This window comes from Streptosporangium sp. NPDC020145, from assembly GCF_040631275.1.
Taxonomy (GTDB): domain Bacteria; phylum Actinomycetota; class Actinomycetes; order Streptosporangiales; family Streptosporangiaceae; genus Streptosporangium.
In genome coordinates this window covers 257,412-275,146 of sequence record NZ_JBEXZT010000002.1, presented here as the reverse complement: position 1 = coordinate 275,146, position 17,735 = coordinate 257,412, and the positions used below count along the sequence as shown (strand labels likewise).

Below are 17,735 nucleotides of genomic sequence, written 5' to 3'. Positions count from 1 at the left end.
GAAGCCTGAGCACGACGGAGGGGACGGCGAAGAGGAACGTGGCGCAACGTCCGACGGCCGAGCAGATCGAGCGCCTGTTCGTCGGCACCTCGCCCCGCTACACCCGGGTCGAGGTCGCCGAGCTGGCGCGGCTGCCGCAGGAACTCACCGAACGGATCTGGCGGGCGCTCGGCTTCGCCACGCTGGCCGACGACGCGGTCGCCTTCACCGACGCCGACGTGGCCGCGCTCGGCCGGGTCAGGGCGATGCTGGAGGACGGCCCGCTGGACGAGCGGGCCGTCATCAGGATGACCAGGGCGATCGGCCAGACGACCGCCAGGCTGGCGCAGTGGCAGGCCGAGATCATGGTCGGCGCCGTGCTCGACGGGCAGGGACGGCCGAGCGACGCCGACCTCGCCGCGGTCCTGGAGGCCTCCCGCAGGCTGTTGCCCGACTTCGAGCAGGTGCTGGTCCACGTCTGGCGGGCCCAGCTCGCCGCGGCCGGGACCCGCCTGCTCGCCACGACCGACCTCAGCGAGGAGATCGTGCCGAACCGGCTGACCCTCGCGGTCGGCTTCGCCGACCTGGTCTCCTTCACCCAGCTCTCCCGCGAACTGGACGAGAACGGCCTGGCCGACCTGGTCGAGGGGTTCGAGTCGCGCGCCGCCGACGTGGTCGCCACGTACGGCGGGCGGCTGGTCAAGACGCTCGGGGACGAGGTGCTGTTCACCGCCGCGGAGCCGCGGACGGCCGCGGGGATCGCGCTCGGCCTGGTCGAGGCGATCCGCGACTACGGCCCCGAGGTACGCGTCGGGCTCGCCTACGGCCCCGTGGTGCCGATGATGGGCGACGTCTTCGGGACCACGGTCAACCTGGCCGCGCGGCTGACGGCCATCGCCCGTCCCGGCACGATCATCGCCGACGGCGAGCTGGCCGAGGCCGTCGAGGGGGCGGAGGGGGTCACGGTCCAGCGCATGCGCCGCCGTCCCGCGCGCGGGCTCGGCATGGTCCAGCCGTACGTGCTCAGAAGGGCCTGACGGGAGCCCGGTCCGGCCTGGTAAGCATGGACACCGGGGTGCCCGGTGAGGCACCGCCACGATGCCAGACGATCAAGGACGAGGTGCAGACATGCCGTACACCGTGCAGGGCGTGGTCGCGCGAGGCAAGGGGGAGCCCGTCTCCCTGGAGACCGTCCACGTGCCGGACCCGGGTCCGGGTGAGGCGGTGGTGAACGTCCAGGCGTGCGGGGTGTGCCACACCGACCTGCACTACCGCGAGGGCGGGATCAACGACGAGTTCCCGTTCCTGCTCGGCCACGAGGCCGCCGGGGTGGTCGAGGCGGTCGGTGAGGGCGTCAGCGACGTCGCGCCCGGCGACTACGTGATCCTGAACTGGCGGGCGGTCTGCGGGCAGTGCCGCGCCTGTCGCCGGGGCCGTCCGTGGTACTGCTTCAGCACCCACAACGCCACCCAGCCGATGACCCTTGAGGACGGCACGCCGCTCAGCGCGGCCCTGGGCATCGGCGCCTTCGCCGAGAAGACCCTGGTCGCCGCCGGGCAGTGCACCAAGGTCGACCCGGCGGCCCCGGCGACGGCCGCCGGGCTGCTCGGCTGCGGTGTGATGGCGGGCATCGGCGCCGCGATCAACACCGGCGGCGTGACCAGGGGCGACAGCGTGGCCGTCATCGGCGTCGGCGGGGTCGGCGGCGCCGCCGTGCACGGTGCCCACCTGGCGGGCGCGACGAAGATCATCGCGGTGGACATCGACGACCGCAAGCTCGCCTGGGCCAAGGAGTTCGGCGCGACCCACACCGTCAACTCCCGCGAGAGTGACCCGGTCGAGACGATCAAGGAGCTCACCGGCGGCAACGGCGCGGACGTGGTGATCGAGGCGGTCGGCCGTCCCGAGACCTACGTGCAGGCGTTCCACGCCCGCGACCTGGCCGGGACCGTGGTCCTCGTGGGCGTCCCGACCCCGGAGATGACGATCGAGCTGCCGCTGCTCGACGTCTTCGGCAGGGGCGGGGCGCTGAAGTCCTCCTGGTACGGCGACTGCCTGCCCAGCCGTGACTTCCCCATGCTCATCGACCTCTACCTTCAGGGACGGCTGAACCTGGACGGTTTCGTCTCCGAGACGATCGGCCTCGGCGACGTCGAGGAGGCCTTCGCCAAGATGCACCGCGGCGAGGTGCTGCGCTCGGTGGTGGTCCTGTGATCGACCGGGTCGTCACCTCGGGGACGTTCTCGCTGGACGGCGGGACGTGGGAGGTGGACAACAACGTCTGGCTGGTCGGTTCCGAGCGCGAGGTCGTGGTGGTCGACGCCGCGCACGACGCGGCGGCCATCGCCGGGCGGATCGGCGACCGGGAGGTCAGGGCGATCGTCTGCACCCACGCGCACAACGACCACATCGACGCGGCGGCCGACCTGGCCGCCCGGGTCGGCGCGCCGATCATGCTCCACCCGGCGGACCAGGTCCTGTGGGAGATGGTCTACCCGGACCTGCCGTACACGCCGCTCGGGGACGGGCAGGTGATCACCGCGGGCGGCGTCGAGCTGACCGTGCTGCACACCCCCGGCCACACGCCGGGCGCGGTGTGCCTGCACGCGCCCGAACTGGGCGTGGTCTTCACCGGCGACACGCTGTTCAACGGCGGCCCCGGGGCGACGGGCAGGTCCTTCTCCTCCTTCGAGACGATCATCGGGTCGATCGGGGAGAGGCTGCTCACCCTGCCGGGTGAGACGGTGGTCGAGACCGGCCACGGCGAGTCGACCACGATCGGCGCGGAGGCCCCGCATCTCCAGGAGTGGATCGCGAGGGGGCACTGATCGTCTGACGCGCCGGGACACGCGCGGCGGGGAAATGTTCTTCGTGTGGTCTACATCACATAGGAAAGCCTTACTGAATGCGTTATGTTAGGTATGCCTTACCTAGTTTGTAGTGCACCTGAGAAAGGCCTTTTCCCGCCGTGTATGTCTGCGTCTGCCGCGCTGTCACCGAAAACGAGGTGCATGACTGCATAGCGTCGGGAGCCCGCAGCGCGCGCCAGGTTCGTGACCGGACCGGTGCGGGTGGTGACTGCGCCTCCTGCGTGCGGAAGATCTGTGCGATCCTGAAGCGGTCTGAAGACTTGTTGCCGACCGCTTAGCCCGAGGAGCCCGCCATGCAGGGCGACAAGAAGATCATAGAGTTGCTGAACGAACAGCTCACGGCAGAGCTGACCGCGATCAACCAGTACTTCCTGCACGCGAAGATGCAGGAGAACTGGGGATACACCAGACTCGCGAAGTACACCCGCGAAGAGTCCATCGACGAGATGCGCCACGCGGAGAAACTGACGGATCGAATCCTCTTTCTCGAAGGCCTGCCCAACTATCAGCGGCTCGGTACGCTGCACATCGGCCAGACCGTCGAGGAGCAGCTGAGATCCGACCTCAACATCGAGCTTGAGGTCGTCAACCGGTTGAAGCCCGCGATCATTTTCATGCGGGAAAAGGGCGACGCCACCTCCGCTCGCCTCTTCGAGGAGATCCTTGAGGACGAGGAACACCACATCGACTATCTGGAGACGGAGCTGGGGCTGATCAGCAGCCTGGGCGAGCAGCTCTACCTGGCTCGCTACGCCGAGCCACCGTCGGCCTCCTGAGGTTGATCGTCCGAACACGCCCGCCGAATTCCTTTCGGAGGGCGTGTTCTGTTTTGTCGGAAACATTTGAGGGAACGGCCGGCGGGGCTGCCCTTTCCAGGCGGTTCTGATGCGGGAGCGCTACCGCGAAGGCTCCAGCCGTTGCGGGACGACTATCCGGGATTTATCAGTGTTTGCCCAGGTCAATGGATAGGTCAATGACGAGTCAAACCGCGCGCTGTGCCCGGGAAACGATCCCTTAAGGTCCTACGATCGCAACATGACCTGTGTACTTCTCGCCGAGGACGATACCTCGATCTCCGAGCCACTGGCGCGCGCGCTGCGTCGGGAGGGCTACCAAGTCGAGGTGAGTCCCGACGGCCCGCAGGCCCTGGAACGGGCGCTGTCGGGTGGCATCGACTTGATTGTTCTTGACCTGGGCCTTCCTGAGATGGACGGCCTGGAAGTCGCAAGACGCATACGCGCAGAGGGGCACGGCACGCCCGTGCTCATCCTCACCGCCCGTGTCGACGAGGTCGACACCGTGGTCGGCCTCGACGCCGGGGCCGACGACTACGTCACCAAGCCGTTCCGGCTCGCCGAACTCCTGGCCAGGGTTCGCGCGCTGCTGCGGCGCGGCACCTCTGAGACCCCCGTTGTCCAGGGGGTGCGCATCGACGCCGACTCCCGTCGCGCGTGGATGGGGGACAAGGAGCTCCACCTGACGACCAAGGAGTTCGACCTGTTGCGCGTCCTGGTCCGCGACGCCGGGAAGGTGGTCACCCGCGAGCAGATCATGCGCGAGGTGTGGGACACCAACTGGTGGGGCTCGACCAAGACCCTGGACATGCACATCTCATGGCTGCGCCGCAAACTGGGGGACGACGCCGCCAAGCCGCGATACATCACGACCGTGCGAGGGGTTGGCTTCCGCTTCGAACGCGAGTAGGGAATGCGCCGCCGCCTGCTCTCCTCAACCCTGCTTGTCGCCGTCATCGGGGTGTTGCTGCTGGGCATCCCCCTGGGCGTCGCGGTGAACCGGCTGATCGAGGAAGAGGCGACCCAGGAGCTTTCCTCCCAGGCCAAAAGCCTGCTGGGGGAGGTGGAGTATGCCCGGATTCAGGACCAGCCCGTCGATCCGGAGCAGCTCAAGCGCAAATACCCCGACCGATATATCCAAGTCTATGCGAAAGGGACTCCCCCCCAGGTGACGATGGTGGGGACCGAGCCCCCCGACAGTCGCAAGATGACCCAGGACGCCCAGTCGGAGAACGGCGTGTACGTCGCGGTCAGCCGGGACAAGACGCAGGTGGAGCGGGAGGTCAGGGCATGGCTCCTGCTCATCCTGGCGCTGGCCGCCGCGGCCCTCGCGGTCGCGGTAGGGCTCGCGGTCGTGCAGTCACGCCGGCTGACACTGCCGCTCAGCGACCTGGCCATGATCGCCGAGCGGCTGGGCTCCGGCGACGCGAGACCCAGCAAACACCGCTACGGCATCCAGGAGCTCGACCGGGTCGCCGAGGTGCTGGACCGCAGCGCCACCCGGATCTCGGATCTGCTGGCCAGGGAACGGGAGTTCGCGACCGACGCCTCGCACCAGCTCCGCACCCCTCTCACAGGTCTGACCATGCGACTTGAGGAGATCGTGGCGGCCGCGCACGAGCCGGGAATCGTCAAGGAGGAGGGCGAGGCGGCCATCGTGCAGGCGGAGCGGCTCACGGCGGTGATCGACGAACTACTGGCGGCGGCGAGAAGGCAGCGGCAGGCGCAGGCGGACGCCGTCACTCTGGACGACGTGCTCGACCAGCAGTTCATCGAGTGGGGCCCGGCCTTCCGCAGGGTGGGACGCAAGCTGAAGCTGTCCGGGACGCGCGGCCTGCAGGCGCTCGGCACCAGCGGAGGCGTCAGCCAGGTGATCTCCACGCTGCTGGAGAACTCCCTCGAACACGGCGGCGGCACCGTGACGGTCACCACCAGTGACAAGGACAGGTCGATCGTGATCGAGGTCGCGGACGAGGGGCAGGGGGTCTCCGACGAACTCGCCGGACGGATCTTCGAAAGGAACGTCAGCGGAGGTGGGGGCACCGGACTCGGGCTGACCCTGGCGCGGGCGCTGGCCGCCGCGGACGGCGGCCGTCTCGAACTCATCCGTCCTCGCCCGGCGGCCTTCGCGCTGTTCCTGCGCCAGGTGGACGACACCACGAGAAACCGGGTGGTCAGCGGCCCCGCGTGAGCCCTAGAGGACCCGGGTGTTCTCGTTCGGGAGCTCCCTGGGGATGTCCTCGGTCGCGGCCAGGAAGACCCACTTCTTGTAGGACCAGAACCTGAAGAGCGTCCCCAGGCCGACACCGACCAGATTGGAGATGTTGAAGCTCAGCGGGTCGGTCAGTTTGAGGGTGTACTGGGTGAAGCCGATGCACAGCAGCCCGATCAGCAGCCCGATCCCGTTGAGCAGGAAGAACAGGAAGTACTCCCTGGCCAGGCCGCTCTGCTCGCGGTGCCTGAAGGTCCAGTAACGGTTGCCGAGGTAGGCGAAGGTGGCGGCCACGGTCGTGGCGGCGACCTTGGAGGTCAGCGGCCCCTGGTGCAGGACGTACTGCATGAAGTTCAGCCCGCCGGTGTCGATGACGAAGGCGATGGCTCCGATGACCCCGAACTTGGACAGCTCGTGGATCAGGCCGACGAGCTGCTCGTAGGCGCGTCGCAGAAACAGCACGTCTCCCACACGGTCCCTTCGGATGGCTGAGGCCGTCGCTGGGAGGACCTCGGACGTTGTTCTGTCAGGTTACCGGCGCACCCGCTCGTCCCGTGTTTCGGCTGACCAGATGTTCCGCAAGCAGTCAGTTACGGTGTTTCAAGAAATATCGGATTTATGGCGATAAATCTAGGCGTATGGCGTTATTCCGGCCCGGGATGTCACACCTGGCACTCAGGGCAAAACATGACCGGCCCCACGCCGTACCCGGTGGCGCGGGGCCGATGCCCCTGCCGGTTCCCGTGCGGAGGGCCGGTAAACTCGACCGACGTGAGCAGCCCTTCCCCGGTCAGTCCCATCGGTCCCGTCGTCGGCGTCATCGGAGCAGGTCAACTGGCCCGGATGACCCAGCAGGCGGCCATCGCCCTCGGGATCGAGCTGCGGGTGCTGGCCAACTCCCTCGACGAGAGCGCGGCCAGGGTGATCGCCGACACCAGGCTCGGCGACTACCGCGACCTGGCGGTCCTGCGTGACTTCGCCAAGGGGTGCGACGCGATCACCTTCGACCACGAGCACGTGCCGACCGAGCACGTCCGGGCGCTGACCGAGGACGGCTTCGCCGTACACCCCGGTGCCGAGGCGCTGGTGCACGCCCAGGACAAGGCGGTGATGCGTGAGCGGCTGACCGCGATCGGCGCTCCCTGCCCGCCGTGGCGGCGGATCGCCTCCGTCGAGGACGTGACGGAGTTCGCCGCCGAGCACGGCTGGCCGGTCGTGCTCAAGGCGGTGCGCGGTGGCTACGACGGGCGGGGCGTGTGGGTCTGCCGGTCGGCGGAGGAGGCCGCCGAGGTGCTGGCCGGCGGGGTGCCGCTGATGGCCGAGACGTTCGTGCCGTTCGAGCGCGAGCTGGCCGTCCTGGTCGCCAGGTCGCCGCACGGACAGGGTGTCAGCTACCCCGTCGTGGAGACCGTCCAGCGCGACGGCATCTGTGTCGAGGTGCTCGCTCCCGCCCCGGGGCTCGACCCCGAGCGGGCCGCGCAGGCGCAGCGGATCGCCCTGAAGATCGCCCACGAGCTGGGCGTGACCGGGCTGCTGGCCGTCGAGATGTTCGAGACCGTCACCGGGCTGGTCGTCAACGAGCTGGCCATGCGCCCGCACAACAGCGGCCACTGGACCATCGACGGCGCCCGCACCTCCCAGTTCGAGCAGCACCTGCGCGCGGTGCTCGACCTGCCGCTCGGCTCGCCCTCGCTGGCGGCCCCCGTCGTGGTGATGGCCAACCTCCTGGGCGGCGACGACCCGGACCTGTTCTCCCGCTACGAGCACGTCATGGCGCACGACCCGGGAGTCAAGATCCACTTCTACGGCAAGGACGTACGGCCCGGCCGCAAGATCGGCCACGTCACCGCCCTCGGCACCGACCTGGACGAGGTCAGGGCGCGCGCCCAGCACGCCGCGGTCTACCTGTCCGAGGGCCGCTACACGTGAACGTCCGTAAGCGCGGCCGCGGGCCGCGAGGCGAGGAGAGAGCATGACCGCCGTCGGTATCGTCATGGGCAGCGACTCCGACTGGCCGGTGATGCGGCTGGCCGCCGAGGCGCTGGCCGAGTTCGACGTCCCCTTCGAGGCCGACGTGGTCTCGGCGCACCGCATGCCCGAGGAGATGATCGCCTACGGCAAGCAGGCGGCGGGGCGCGGCCTGAAGGTGATCATCGCGGGGGCCGGGGGCGCCGCCCACCTGCCCGGCATGCTCGCCTCGGTGACCCCGCTGCCGGTGATCGGTGTCCCGGTGCCGCTGAAGTATCTCGACGGCATGGACTCCCTGCTCTCGATCGTCCAGATGCCCGCCGGTGTCCCGGTCGCGACCGTCGCCGTCGGCGGCGCGCGCAACGCGGGGCTGCTGGCCGTACGGATTCTGGCGGCCTCGGATGAGGCGCTGCGGGTCCGGATGGAGGGCTTCCAGGAGTCGCTGCGGGACCAGGCCCACGCCAAGGGCGCCAAGCTGCGCGCCGAGGCCGCCTCCCTCGGCGGCTGATCCCTCCCTCCTCATCCGTGTGGATATCTCCCGCCCTTCGGGGCAGGAGAGGACCTTCGGCGGGATGAGGAGGGAGGAATCATGAGAAACGTGATACGGACCACCCTCGGGGTGACGGTCCTGATCCTGGCGGTCCTCGGCGGCATGGGAGCCGGCACCCGCCGCCCCCTCACCTCAGGGCAGGCGGCACTCCCGGCCCCCACGCCGGGAGAAGCGGGCAACAGCCGGATCCTCCAGCGGCGCGCCCCCGACGGGCTGGTCGAACACCCGGCGGGCCGCCACGTGCCCGGTCACCGCGACCCTGGGCTTCGGCCGGCGTGGTGACCGGTCACCGGGCAGACACTCCACGCACGACGCGGGGCGGCGCGGGCGGGTGGGAGACGGCCTAGCGGGAGCCCGTCGAGGCGGGCGGGGCAGGGGCGGAGCCGTACGCGAGGGCGGCGGCGACGCAGAGGTACGGCGCGGCGAACAGCGCGAAGATCACGCCATGCGCGGCGAACGGCGAAAGAGCGGCGTAGACGCCGTAGACCACCACCGTGCCCGCGTCCATGCCGATGCCCGCGAACGAGGTCACCGTGGCCCGGCTCGGCCCGGTGATCCGCCGCTGGAGCCTGGCGTCGGCGATCACGCTCGCCAGCTGGAAGACGCAGAAGCCCGCGCCGACCGCGACCAGCCCGGCGGGCCGCTCCGTCAGCGCCCCGGCCGCCATGACGAGCGAGGCCAGGGCGAGCACCGCGGCGAAGGCCCTGACCGGCATCCTGTTCGCGACCCCGGCCAGCAGGCCGCCGACCGCGACGCCACCCCAGACGATCAGCACGAGCAACGGCACGGTCGCCTCGGAGACGCCGGTCGCCGCCGCGAGCAGCGGGACGTACTCCTCAAGACCACCCCAGACCGCCGTCACCACCGCGACGAGCAGCAGGGCGACCCGGACCGGCCGGTTGTCCCGCACCTCGCCCAGGCCCGCCCGCAGCACGGCCACATACCCGCTCGCGTCCTCGTGCCGCGCCGAGGCCACCCTGTGCTCGGGCAGCGCCATACCGGTCAGGGCGCACAACACGCAGGTCAGCACACTGGCCACACCGAGGGCGAAATACCCGCCGACGCTCAGCACCGGGGTCGCCGCCGCGGTGGCCGCCGCGACGGCGACGAGCCCGATGGCACGGACCCTGCCCATCACCGTGGCATAGCGCCCGGCCTCACCCAGATGGTCGAGCTCCTCGTAGACGAGCGCCTCCATCGAGCCGGAGCGGAGCGAGGAACCCGCGCTCCAGAGCACGAACCCGAGCGCGAACGACCAGTAGGCCGGAACCAGGAACCACAGGGCGTAACCCACCGCGGACAGCAGCGGCCCCACCGACAGCAGCAGACGACGGGAGACGGCGTCGGCCCACGCGCCCGAGGGGACCTCCAGCAGCATGCCGCAGACGGCGCCGATGACGAACAAGGAGGAGATCTCGGGCACCGACAGGCCGTGGTCGGCGAACAGCAGAGCGTAGACCGGATAGAGGAGGACGAAGTCCTCAAGGGCCGCGTAGAGGTAGAGGGGACGGGTCAGCCGCTTCACACGGGCGCCCGACGCACGCGGAGAAAGTGCGATCATGAGGTCTTTCCACGAGACGAGATGGGACGGGGCTCCAGGTGCTCTGAGGCGCCAGGTGGCCCACGGCATCCGCTCTCGTTTCGACCTCTGGTCGTTCATCAATGTCGTCGGATCATGCCAGGATTATACGGACGTTCTGCCCGTGTCCGTCCTCCCGTTTTTCCCCTCGGCCGTCCGGCGGAACGCCCCGTCAGCCCTTGACCAGGTCAAGGATGTCGTTGTTCAGCTGCTCGCTGTGGGTGGCGAACAGGCCGTAACCGCCGGTGGGGTACTCCTTGTAGACGCAGCCCGGCACCAGCTGCGCGGTGCGCCTGCCGGTCATCTCCACGATCGCGGACTGGTCGGCCGTGCCGTGCACCACCAGCGTGGGGACGGTGATCGCGCGCAGGCCCTCGCGGTGGTCGGCGTGGAAGGTCGAACGCCACACCTCGATCGTCGCCCACGGCGCGGTGTCCAGGCACCGCCGCAGCGTGAGGTCGACCAGCGCGGGCGAGGCGTCGTTGCCCAGGTGGGTGGCGTAGAACCCCTGTGCCCGCTGGGCGAACCACTTGGGCCGGGGTCCTTCCTGAACTGGGCGATCACCGCCTCGCAGAGCATTTCGGGCGCGCCGTGCGGGTTGTCGTCCGTCCGCTTCAGGAACGGCAGCACCGCCGAGACGAACGCGACCCGCGAGACCCGCTCCTCACCGTGCCTGACCAGGTAACGCGCCACCTCGCCGCCACCGGCGGAGTGCCCGACCAGGGTGATCTCCCGCAGGTCGAGGTGCTCGACCAGGGTGGCGAGGTCGTCGGCCCTGGTGTCGATGTCGTATCCCCCCGAGGGACGGTCGGAGCGGCCGTGCCCACGCCTGTCGAGGAGGACGCACCGGTAGCCCTGCTCGACGAAGAACGGCACCTGGTACTCCCACATGTCGGCGCCCAGCGCCCAGCTGGCCACGAACATGATCGGCTTGCCGGTGCCGTAGTCCTCGTAGGCGAGACGGGTGCCGTCGGCGGTCTCGAAGTACGGCATGGCAATCTCCCCAGGATCTTTCGGTTGTTTCGCTGATCAGAACGTTATTGAAGTCCATCAAGGGAGGAATCGGTCATCCGTTAGGTAATCGCGTACGGTCCTGTCCGTCGCCGGTCGTCGCCGCGGATACTGTGTGCGGGAATCCGGCGCGGGGGAGAACGTCACCGGTCATCCTGGATCTCCGTATGAAGGTGCCCGGCGCGGCACCGACCCGACAGCGAAGGTGATGAGAGATGGACGTTGACCTGAGCAAGGCCGTCTGGCGCAGGGCGGTCACGGGTGACGACCCCACCGAGGACTGCGTCGAGGTGGCCGTGATCGACCCGGTCGACTCCGGCCACAAGGCGGGCCTCGGCTCGCTGTACGTGCTGCGCGACTCGAAGAACCCCGAAGGCCCGAAGCTCTTCTTCACCCGCTCGGAGTGGGAGGCCTTCGTGGGCGGCGTGAAACTCGGCGAGTTCGACAACTGACCGACGCCGGGGTCGAAGTTTGGGTCTGGTGGCGGGCCGGGTGAGGATCAACAATCCCGATCGTGACCTTGACTTCGATCGCTCTCGCCCTGTCCCTCGCCCTGCCCGGCGCCCTGTCCGGTGTGTCCGCCCCCGCCCAGGAGGCCACCTGGTGTCCTGAGGTTCCCGGCCACCGGGTCGAGTGCGGAACGCTTCCCCGGCCCCTCGTCCAGGGAAGGCCGGACCTGGGCGCCGTCACCGTCGGATACGCACGAATCCTCCGGCGGGAGACGGCCGGCCCCGCCAAGGGGACGATCCTCGTCAATCCCGGTGGCCCGGGAGGACAGGCGATCGCCCAGCACGAGACGTTCACCGCCCTGCTCGGGGGCCTGCTCACCGACCACGACCTGCTGCTCGTCGATCCCCGGGGAGTGGGCCGGTCGGGCCCCCTGACCTGCGGCGTTCCCGCGGGTGCCGTGGTGACCGAACCACGGGAGGGCCTGTTACGGCTGGTCGGCCGCTGCGCGGACAACCTCGGCCCGCGCGCCGCCGGCTACACCTCGGCCGCGACCGCCGACGACCTCGACGCCGTCAGGGCCGCCCTGGGCATCCCCAAGGTCATGCTGTACGGACTCTCCTACGGCACCTACCTGCTGCCCGTCTACGCCCAGCGGCATCCGGAGCGGGTCCAGTCGGCGGTGTTCTCCGCCGCCTACCCCATCGGTCTCGACCCGCTGGGCAGGGAGAGCGCCCAGGCCGTCTCCCTGACACTGCGGCGGATCTGCGAGCGGAGCGGGGCCTGCGACGGGGAGCGGGCCGTACGGGACCTGGGCAGGGTGGCCGCCAGGCTGCGGGCCGTACCCGCGCGGGTGCCCCTCACCGTCGGCGGACGGAACAGGTGGGTCGCGCTCACCGAGGACAGGTTCGCGCAGCTGGTCTACTCCTCGGCCAGCGTCGCCGTCGGGGCGGTGCCCTCGGAGGTCCCGGTCGTAGGCAGGCTGCCTAGGGCGTTGCGCGGCGCGGCCCGGGGGGACGACCGTGAGCTGGTCGCCCTGATGGGGGAGATCATGGCGGGAGACCTGGCGGCCTACGAGGGCATGGACATGGGCATCGCGGCCACCGTCTCGTGCAACGACTACCCCCGCCCGTGGCCGGTCGGGGCCTCGCTCGCCGAACGGCGCCGCCACTTCGAACGCGCGGTCCGACGGGCCAGGCCCGGCGAGTTCGGCGCGTTCAGCCCCCTGGGATTCGCCAGGGCGCAGGCCGACGCCGGGGACTACTGCCTGCGCTGGCCCGCCAAGGGCACCGGCAGGCCGTACGTCTCGACCGGGAGCTTCCCCGACGTGCCGGTGCTGGTGCTCAACGGCGACCTGGACGGCATCACCGCCGAGGCCAACGGGCGCAAGGCCGCCGCGCAGTTTCCCCGGGGGGTCTTCGTGTCCGTGCCCAACGTCGGCCATGTGTCGGAGTTCGAACCCAGCGGGTGTGTCGTGGGCGTTGTGACCGCGTTTCTTCGTGACGGCCGGACGCCGGACACCTCGTGCCTGGCGGCCATCCCCCCGGTCAAGGTCTCTGGGTGATCGCCGGGGTTTCGCTTTGCTGATCTTGACGTGTTTTGGGGATGCGCTTCCAAACGAGACGGTGTCACATTACCGTGCGTGATGCAGTTGTCACTGAAGGCATGATCGTGTCCCCTGATGACCGGTCATGCTGCGATACCGGTGTGAGACGTAAGACAGGAGTTCGGATGCCATCGTCGCGTGAGCTCGACAGCGGGTCAGGCCCGCTGGCGTTCTTCGCAGCAGAGCTTCGCCGCCTGCGCGACCAGGCCGGATGGACCCAGGAGCAGCTCGCAGAGGCGATCTCCTCCTCCGTCTCCCTGGTCGGGATGGTCGAGACCGCCAAGCGCAATCCGTCGCGTGACTTCATCGAGCGCTGTGACCGGATGCTCAACACCGAGGGGACGCTCATGCGGATCTGGCCGATTCTCAGCCAGGCCGCCTATCCCGTCTGGTTTCGTCCATGGGTGGGGATCGAACGCAGGGCGCACGTTCTCAAGAACTGGCAGCCGCTGGTCTTCCCCGGCCTGCTGCAGACCCCCGACTACGCCCGCGCCCTGCTGAAAGGCAGGCGGACGATGCCGGAGGAGCGGATCGAGGAGCTGGTCGCCGCCAGGATCGAACGGCAGAGCCTGCTGCACGGAGCCAATCCACCCCTGTTGTGGGCGGTGCTGGACGAGAGCATGCTCTACCGGCGGGTCGGCAGCCCCGAGATCATGCGCGGTCAGATCGCGGCCGTCATCGCGGCGATGGAGAACCGTCACATCTCCATCCAGGTGATGCCAGGGGACGCCAGCGTCACGGCCGGTCTGAGCGGGGCGTTCGTCATCGCCGGAATCGAGGGCACCACGGACACCGCCTATGTGGAATGCGCGATCGAAGGGCGGGTAACGGATCATCCGCGTGACGTGGCGGAGGTCAGCAGACGCTACGAGGAGCTTCGCACCGAGGCCATGTCCCCGGGGGCGAGCATCGATCTCATGACGAAGGTGATGGAGACATGGAAGCAGACCTGAGCGGGGCCGTGTGGCGTAAGGCGTCGTTGAGCAGCGACAACGGCGGAGAGTGCGTCGAGATGGCCGCGGTCGGCCCGCTGTTCGCGCTACGTGACTCCAAGGACCCCGACGGGCCGAAGCTGATCCTCACCCGTACGGCGTGGCGGGCGTTCCTCGGTGAGGTCAGGCAGGGTTCGTTCGACGTCTGATCAACCGGCCCCCTGACGCTCTCACGCGCAGGGGGCCGTCGCGTGTGTCAGGGGCGCCCCAGGGCGCGGTAGTGCCAGCCGGCCTCGCGCCAGACCTCGGCGTCGAGGGCGTTACGGCCGTCGACGATCTTGCGCCTGGCGACCACGGAGCCCAGGGCCTCGGGGTCGAGGTCGATGAACTCCTGCCACTCGGTCAGCAGCAGCACGACATGGGCGTCGCGGGCGGCGTCGAGGGCGGATTCGCCGTAGGCGAGCTGGGGGTGTGCCCGGCGGGCGTTCTCCTGGGCCGCCGGGTCGTAGACGGTGACCTGGCCGCCCTGCCGGCTGATCGTGACGGCGACGTCGAGGGCGGGCGAGTCGCGGATGTCGTCGGAGTTCGGCTTGAACGCGGCGCCGAGGACGGTCACCGTACACCCGTGGAAGGAGCCGCCGGTCAGCTCGCGGGCCAGGTCGACCATACGGGCGCGGCGGCGCATGTTGATCGCGTCGACCTCGCGCAGGAAGGTCAGCGCCTGGTCGGCGCCGAGCTCTCCGGCGCGGGCCATGAAGGCGCGGATGTCCTTGGGCAGGCAGCCGCCGCCGAAGCCCAGGCCGGGGTTGAGGAACTTGCCGCCGATGCGGTCGTCGAAGGACAGCGCCAGCGACAGCTGCTTGACGTCGGCGTGGGCGGCCTCGCAGACCTCGGCCATCGCGTTGACGAAGGAGATCTTGGTCGCGAGGAAGGCGTTGGCGGCGACCTTGACCAGCTCTGCGGTGGGGTAGTCGGTGATCACCAGGGGGGTCTGGCGTTCGAGCATGGCGGCGTAGACCTCGCGCATGACCTTCTCGGCCTTCTCCGAGGCGACGCCGAGCACGATCCGGTCGGGATACAGCGTGTCCTTCACGGCGAAGCCCTCGCGCAGGAACTCCGGGTTCCAGGCCAGCTCGGCGCCGGAACCGATGGGGGCGAGCCGTGCGAGCTTCTCTGACAGGCGTTGCGCGGTGCCGACCGGGACCGTCGACTTGCCGACCACCAGGCACTCACGTTCCAGGAACGGTGCCAGCGACTCGACCGCGGCGTCCAGATGGGAGACGTCCGCGCCGTACTCTCCGGGTTTCTGCGGGGTGCCCAGGCACAGGAAGTGCACATCCCCGAAGGCCGCGGCCTCCTCGTAGGAGGTGGTGAAGCGCAGCCGTCCGTTGGCGAGATTGCGCCGGAGGATCTCCTGAAGGCCGGGTTCGTAGATAGGCAGGTCCCCGGCCTGCAGGCGGGCGATCTTCTCCGCATCCACGTCGACGCCGAGGACTTCGAAGCCCAGCTCCGCCATGCATGCCGACGTCGTCGCACCCAGGTATCCGGTTCCCACCATCGTCAGGCGGTAGGCCACTGGTGTTCCTTTCGGTTTCTGCCCGATTCTGTGCCGTCAGAGTAGCGGCATCCACTTGTCTGTACTCTCACGCCACCTGCACAAACATCTAGCTGCACTGATCTACCACCCTGGAGCGGTCCATATTTTGTTGGACGTCCTAGTATTTCTCCATGAGCTTCCCTCTCTACGAGTTGCCCGAAGAGCACCAGATGCTCCGGGAGACCGTCCGTGCCCTGGCCGACGAGAAGATCGCTCCGCGGGCCGCCGAAGCCGACGAGACAGGGGAGTTCCCCTGGGACGTCTACAAGGCACTCGTCGCGGCCGACCTGCACGCCGTACACGTCCCGGAGGAGTACGGCGGCGCCGGGGCGGACGCGCTCGCGGCCGTCGTCGTCATCGAGGAGGTGGCGCGGGCGTGCGCCTCGTCCTCGCTGATCCCCGCGGTCAACAAGCTGGGCACCGTCCCGCTGCTGCTGTCGGCCTCCGAGGAACTCAAGCAGCGTTACCTGCCGCCGGTCGCGCGGGGCGAGGCGATGTTCTCCTACGCCCTGTCCGAGGCGGAGGCGGGCAGCGACGCCGCGGCGATGAAGACCCGAGCCGTGGCCGACGGCGACCACTACGTGCTCAACGGCGCGAAGATGTGGATCACCAACGCCGGGGTCTCCGAGTACTACACGGTGATGGCCGTGACCGAGCCGGGCGTGGGCGCCAAGGGCATCTCCGCCTTCGTCGTGGAGAAGTCGGACGAGGGCGTCAGCTTCGGGGCCAAGGAGCGCAAGCTCGGCATCCGGGCCTCCCCGACCCGTCAGGTCATCCTTGAGGACGTCCGCATCCCGGCCTCCCGCATGATCGGCGCCCCGGGCACCGGCTTCAAGACCGCGCTGGCCACCCTGGACCACACCCGCGTCACGATCGCCGCCCAGGCGCTCGGCATCGCCCAGGGGGCGCTTGACTACGCGATCGGCTACGTCAAGGAGCGCAAGCAGTTCGGCAGGCCCGTCGCCGACTTCCAGGGACTCCAGTTCATGATCGCTGACATGGCGATGAAGCTGGAGGCGGCCAGGCAGCTCACCTACGCCGCCGCCGCCAAGTCCGAGCTGGCCATGCACGGCAAGCCGCAGAAGGACCTCACCTTCATCTCCAGCGCCGCCAAGTGCGCCGCCTCCGACGCGGCCATGGAGATCACCACCGACGCGGTCCAGCTCCTCGGCGGGTACGGCTACACCAGCGACTACCCGGTGGAGCGCATGATGCGCGACGCCAAGATCACCCAGATCTACGAGGGCACCAACCAGATCCAGCGCCTGGTGATGGCCAGGCAGCTGCTGAAGTAGGTCGCTGAGAACCGTCCGCCGGTCTTCGTGGCCTCCATGAGGCTCTGTTCCGTCCCCGCTCCGTGAGACGCGGAGCGGGGCGGGACACGGGCGTCCCGTACCCGCACATAGGGAAGCGGAACGGGGAACGGCTTCGCCATCGGGTCGTTCCCGTGAAATCCACTGCCTGTGACCCTCTGAACTCACACGCTGGGCGAGGTTCAGGCTGAGTCATGGGGAAGGGCTCCCACGGGTAGACCGTGATGTCGGCTTCCTCCAGGGGGTCTTCGCGCTCCGGCCGGGCTTCGTCCAGGATCCGGTGCAGACCGATCGGGGGGTAAGGGGAGGCCGCCCTGCCGAATCGCAGCGGAAACGACCGGAATTCTTCGGTCGGTGGAGCGCCTGTCACCTCTTCAAGGGTCCGGACCTCGGGTTACGGCAGAGGCGAGACCGTTGTGAGCCGGCGATCTGGACGAATTCCAGGATCATTTCATCCAGACCGATGGTCGATCGCACTGTTCATTCCGGTCGGCTTGCGTCGACGGGAGCGGCGTATGAGTTTCCGCGGGCGACCGGAGATCGCCGGATACCGGCTTGGGTGATTGTATGTGTCGGGTTCGCGCGGGGTGAACCACTGACTGCGAAGGGTTGAGGTCGATCTCTCGTGTTCGACCCTGTGGGCCTGGGTTCGGAATCGATCCGTCGCTCGTCGGCATTTCTGAAATGCCGTAGTTGGCTGAGATCCGCTGACAAATTGTCTTCTCCCGGCGGGAATCATTAGCAGATCGACTGGGATTCGAGGTCGCGGACGGGGTGTTGGCGTGAACCAGCGTTCGTTGCGAGGCCGGTCGGCTGAAGCGCATGCCGTCAGGATATTTGCAGTACTTTAATTGGCAATGGAATCTCGTCCTATCCG

General features: G+C 68.9%; 20 protein-coding genes. 15 read left to right on the top strand and 5 right to left on the bottom strand.

The window, feature by feature from the left end:
- The first annotated feature begins 38 nt into the window (after nucleotides 1-38).
- The 7 genes from ABZ463_RS03895 (at nucleotide 39) to ABZ463_RS03865 (ending at nucleotide 5,834) form a co-directional block, all read left to right on the top strand.
- The gene (locus tag ABZ463_RS03895; RefSeq protein ID WP_352009981.1) at nucleotides 39-1,016 is read left to right on the top strand and encodes an adenylate/guanylate cyclase domain-containing protein; all 978 of its coding nucleotides are present in this window, start codon (nucleotides 39-41) and stop codon (nucleotides 1,014-1,016) included.
- A 91-nt stretch (nucleotides 1,017-1,107) separates the two neighbouring features.
- Nucleotides 1,108-2,193 carry an S-(hydroxymethyl)mycothiol dehydrogenase gene (locus ABZ463_RS03890; protein WP_362772689.1) on the top strand — a complete coding sequence of 362 codons (1,086 nt, stop codon included), beginning with the start codon at nucleotides 1,108-1,110 and terminating at the stop codon, nucleotides 2,191-2,193.
- Nucleotides 2,190-2,807: an MBL fold metallo-hydrolase gene (locus tag ABZ463_RS03885; RefSeq protein ID WP_352009979.1), complete on the top strand. Its 618-nt coding sequence runs from the start codon at nucleotides 2,190-2,192 to the stop codon at nucleotides 2,805-2,807. Before ABZ463_RS03890 ends, ABZ463_RS03885 begins: the two co-directional genes overlap by 4 nt.
- Before the next feature lie 140 nt (nucleotides 2,808-2,947).
- Nucleotides 2,948-3,127 (top strand): (2Fe-2S)-binding protein, encoded by a 180-nt coding sequence (locus ABZ463_RS03880; RefSeq protein ID WP_352009978.1) that lies wholly within the window; start codon nucleotides 2,948-2,950, stop codon nucleotides 3,125-3,127.
- 15 nt (nucleotides 3,128-3,142) lie between these two features.
- Nucleotides 3,143-3,625, top strand: coding sequence for a bacterioferritin (bfr, locus tag ABZ463_RS03875; protein ID WP_362772684.1), 483 nt, complete (start codon nucleotides 3,143-3,145; stop codon nucleotides 3,623-3,625).
- Between the two features lie 259 nt (nucleotides 3,626-3,884).
- Nucleotides 3,885-4,553, top strand: a complete 669-nt coding sequence (locus ABZ463_RS03870; RefSeq protein ID WP_012888073.1) for a response regulator transcription factor — start codon at nucleotides 3,885-3,887, stop codon at nucleotides 4,551-4,553.
- Nucleotides 4,554-4,556: 3 nt separating this feature from the next.
- Nucleotides 4,557-5,834 (top strand): ATP-binding protein, encoded by a 1,278-nt coding sequence (locus tag ABZ463_RS03865; protein ID WP_352009976.1) that lies wholly within the window; start codon nucleotides 4,557-4,559, stop codon nucleotides 5,832-5,834.
- A 3-nt stretch (nucleotides 5,835-5,837) separates the two neighbouring features.
- On the opposite strand, the gene ABZ463_RS03860 is transcribed toward ABZ463_RS03865, so the two are convergent.
- Nucleotides 5,838-6,317, bottom strand: coding sequence for a GtrA family protein (locus tag ABZ463_RS03860; protein WP_352009975.1), 480 nt, complete (start codon nucleotides 6,315-6,317; stop codon nucleotides 5,838-5,840).
- A 381-nt stretch (nucleotides 6,318-6,698) separates the two neighbouring features.
- On the opposite strand from ABZ463_RS03860, the gene ABZ463_RS03855 reads away from it, so the two are divergent.
- The 3 genes from ABZ463_RS03855 to ABZ463_RS03845 all read left to right on the top strand — a co-directional run bounded on the left by ABZ463_RS03855 (nucleotide 6,699) and on the right by ABZ463_RS03845 (nucleotide 8,655).
- Nucleotides 6,699-7,784: a 5-(carboxyamino)imidazole ribonucleotide synthase gene (locus ABZ463_RS03855; protein WP_362773279.1), complete on the top strand. Its 1,086-nt coding sequence runs from the start codon at nucleotides 6,699-6,701 to the stop codon at nucleotides 7,782-7,784.
- A 43-nt stretch (nucleotides 7,785-7,827) separates the two neighbouring features.
- Entirely contained in the window at nucleotides 7,828-8,331 is a 504-nt protein-coding gene (purE, locus tag ABZ463_RS03850; protein WP_352009974.1) for a 5-(carboxyamino)imidazole ribonucleotide mutase, read from the top strand.
- Between the two features lie 81 nt (nucleotides 8,332-8,412).
- A complete protein-coding gene (locus ABZ463_RS03845; protein ID WP_362772679.1) occupies nucleotides 8,413-8,655 on the top strand; it encodes a hypothetical protein in 243 nt (80 codons plus the stop codon).
- Nucleotides 8,656-8,716: 61 nt separating this feature from the next.
- On the opposite strand, the gene ABZ463_RS03840 is transcribed toward ABZ463_RS03845, so the two are convergent.
- The 3 genes from ABZ463_RS03840 to ABZ463_RS03830 form a co-directional block, all read right to left on the bottom strand.
- Nucleotides 8,717-9,934, bottom strand: coding sequence for an MFS transporter (locus ABZ463_RS03840; RefSeq protein ID WP_362772676.1), 1,218 nt, complete (start codon nucleotides 9,932-9,934; stop codon nucleotides 8,717-8,719).
- 190 nt (nucleotides 9,935-10,124) lie between these two features.
- Entirely contained in the window at nucleotides 10,125-10,256 is a 132-nt protein-coding gene (locus ABZ463_RS03835; RefSeq protein WP_362772673.1) for a hypothetical protein, read from the bottom strand.
- Nucleotides 10,253-10,945, bottom strand: coding sequence for an alpha/beta hydrolase (locus ABZ463_RS03830; RefSeq protein ID WP_362772670.1), 693 nt, complete (start codon nucleotides 10,943-10,945; stop codon nucleotides 10,253-10,255). Before ABZ463_RS03830 ends, ABZ463_RS03835 begins: the two co-directional genes overlap by 4 nt.
- A gap of 233 nt (nucleotides 10,946-11,178) precedes the next feature.
- On the opposite strand from ABZ463_RS03830, the gene ABZ463_RS03825 reads away from it, so the two are divergent.
- The 4 genes from ABZ463_RS03825 to ABZ463_RS03810 all read left to right on the top strand — a co-directional run bounded on the left by ABZ463_RS03825 (nucleotide 11,179) and on the right by ABZ463_RS03810 (nucleotide 14,157).
- Nucleotides 11,179-11,415: a DUF397 domain-containing protein gene (locus ABZ463_RS03825; protein ID WP_352009970.1), complete on the top strand. Its 237-nt coding sequence runs from the start codon at nucleotides 11,179-11,181 to the stop codon at nucleotides 11,413-11,415.
- Between the two features lie 62 nt (nucleotides 11,416-11,477).
- Nucleotides 11,478-12,974, top strand: a complete 1,497-nt coding sequence (locus tag ABZ463_RS03820; protein WP_362772666.1) for an alpha/beta fold hydrolase — start codon at nucleotides 11,478-11,480, stop codon at nucleotides 12,972-12,974.
- 167 nt (nucleotides 12,975-13,141) lie between these two features.
- Nucleotides 13,142-13,969 (top strand): helix-turn-helix transcriptional regulator, encoded by an 828-nt coding sequence (locus tag ABZ463_RS03815; protein ID WP_352009968.1) that lies wholly within the window; start codon nucleotides 13,142-13,144, stop codon nucleotides 13,967-13,969.
- On the top strand, nucleotides 13,954-14,157 hold the full coding sequence (locus tag ABZ463_RS03810) for a DUF397 domain-containing protein (RefSeq protein WP_352009967.1): 204 nt from the start codon (nucleotides 13,954-13,956) through the stop codon (nucleotides 14,155-14,157). Before ABZ463_RS03815 ends, ABZ463_RS03810 begins: the two co-directional genes overlap by 16 nt.
- 47 nt (nucleotides 14,158-14,204) lie before the next feature.
- On the opposite strand, the gene ABZ463_RS03805 is transcribed toward ABZ463_RS03810, so the two are convergent.
- Entirely contained in the window at nucleotides 14,205-15,524 is a 1,320-nt protein-coding gene (locus tag ABZ463_RS03805) for a UDP-glucose/GDP-mannose dehydrogenase family protein (protein WP_352009966.1), read from the bottom strand.
- A gap of 152 nt (nucleotides 15,525-15,676) precedes the next feature.
- Here ABZ463_RS03805 and ABZ463_RS03800 point away from each other — a divergent pair, with 152 nt between their 5' ends.
- Nucleotides 15,677-16,840 carry an acyl-CoA dehydrogenase family protein gene (locus ABZ463_RS03800; RefSeq protein WP_362772661.1) on the top strand — a complete coding sequence of 388 codons (1,164 nt, stop codon included), beginning with the start codon at nucleotides 15,677-15,679 and terminating at the stop codon, nucleotides 16,838-16,840.
- The last annotated feature ends 895 nt before the right edge of the window (nucleotides 16,841-17,735 follow it).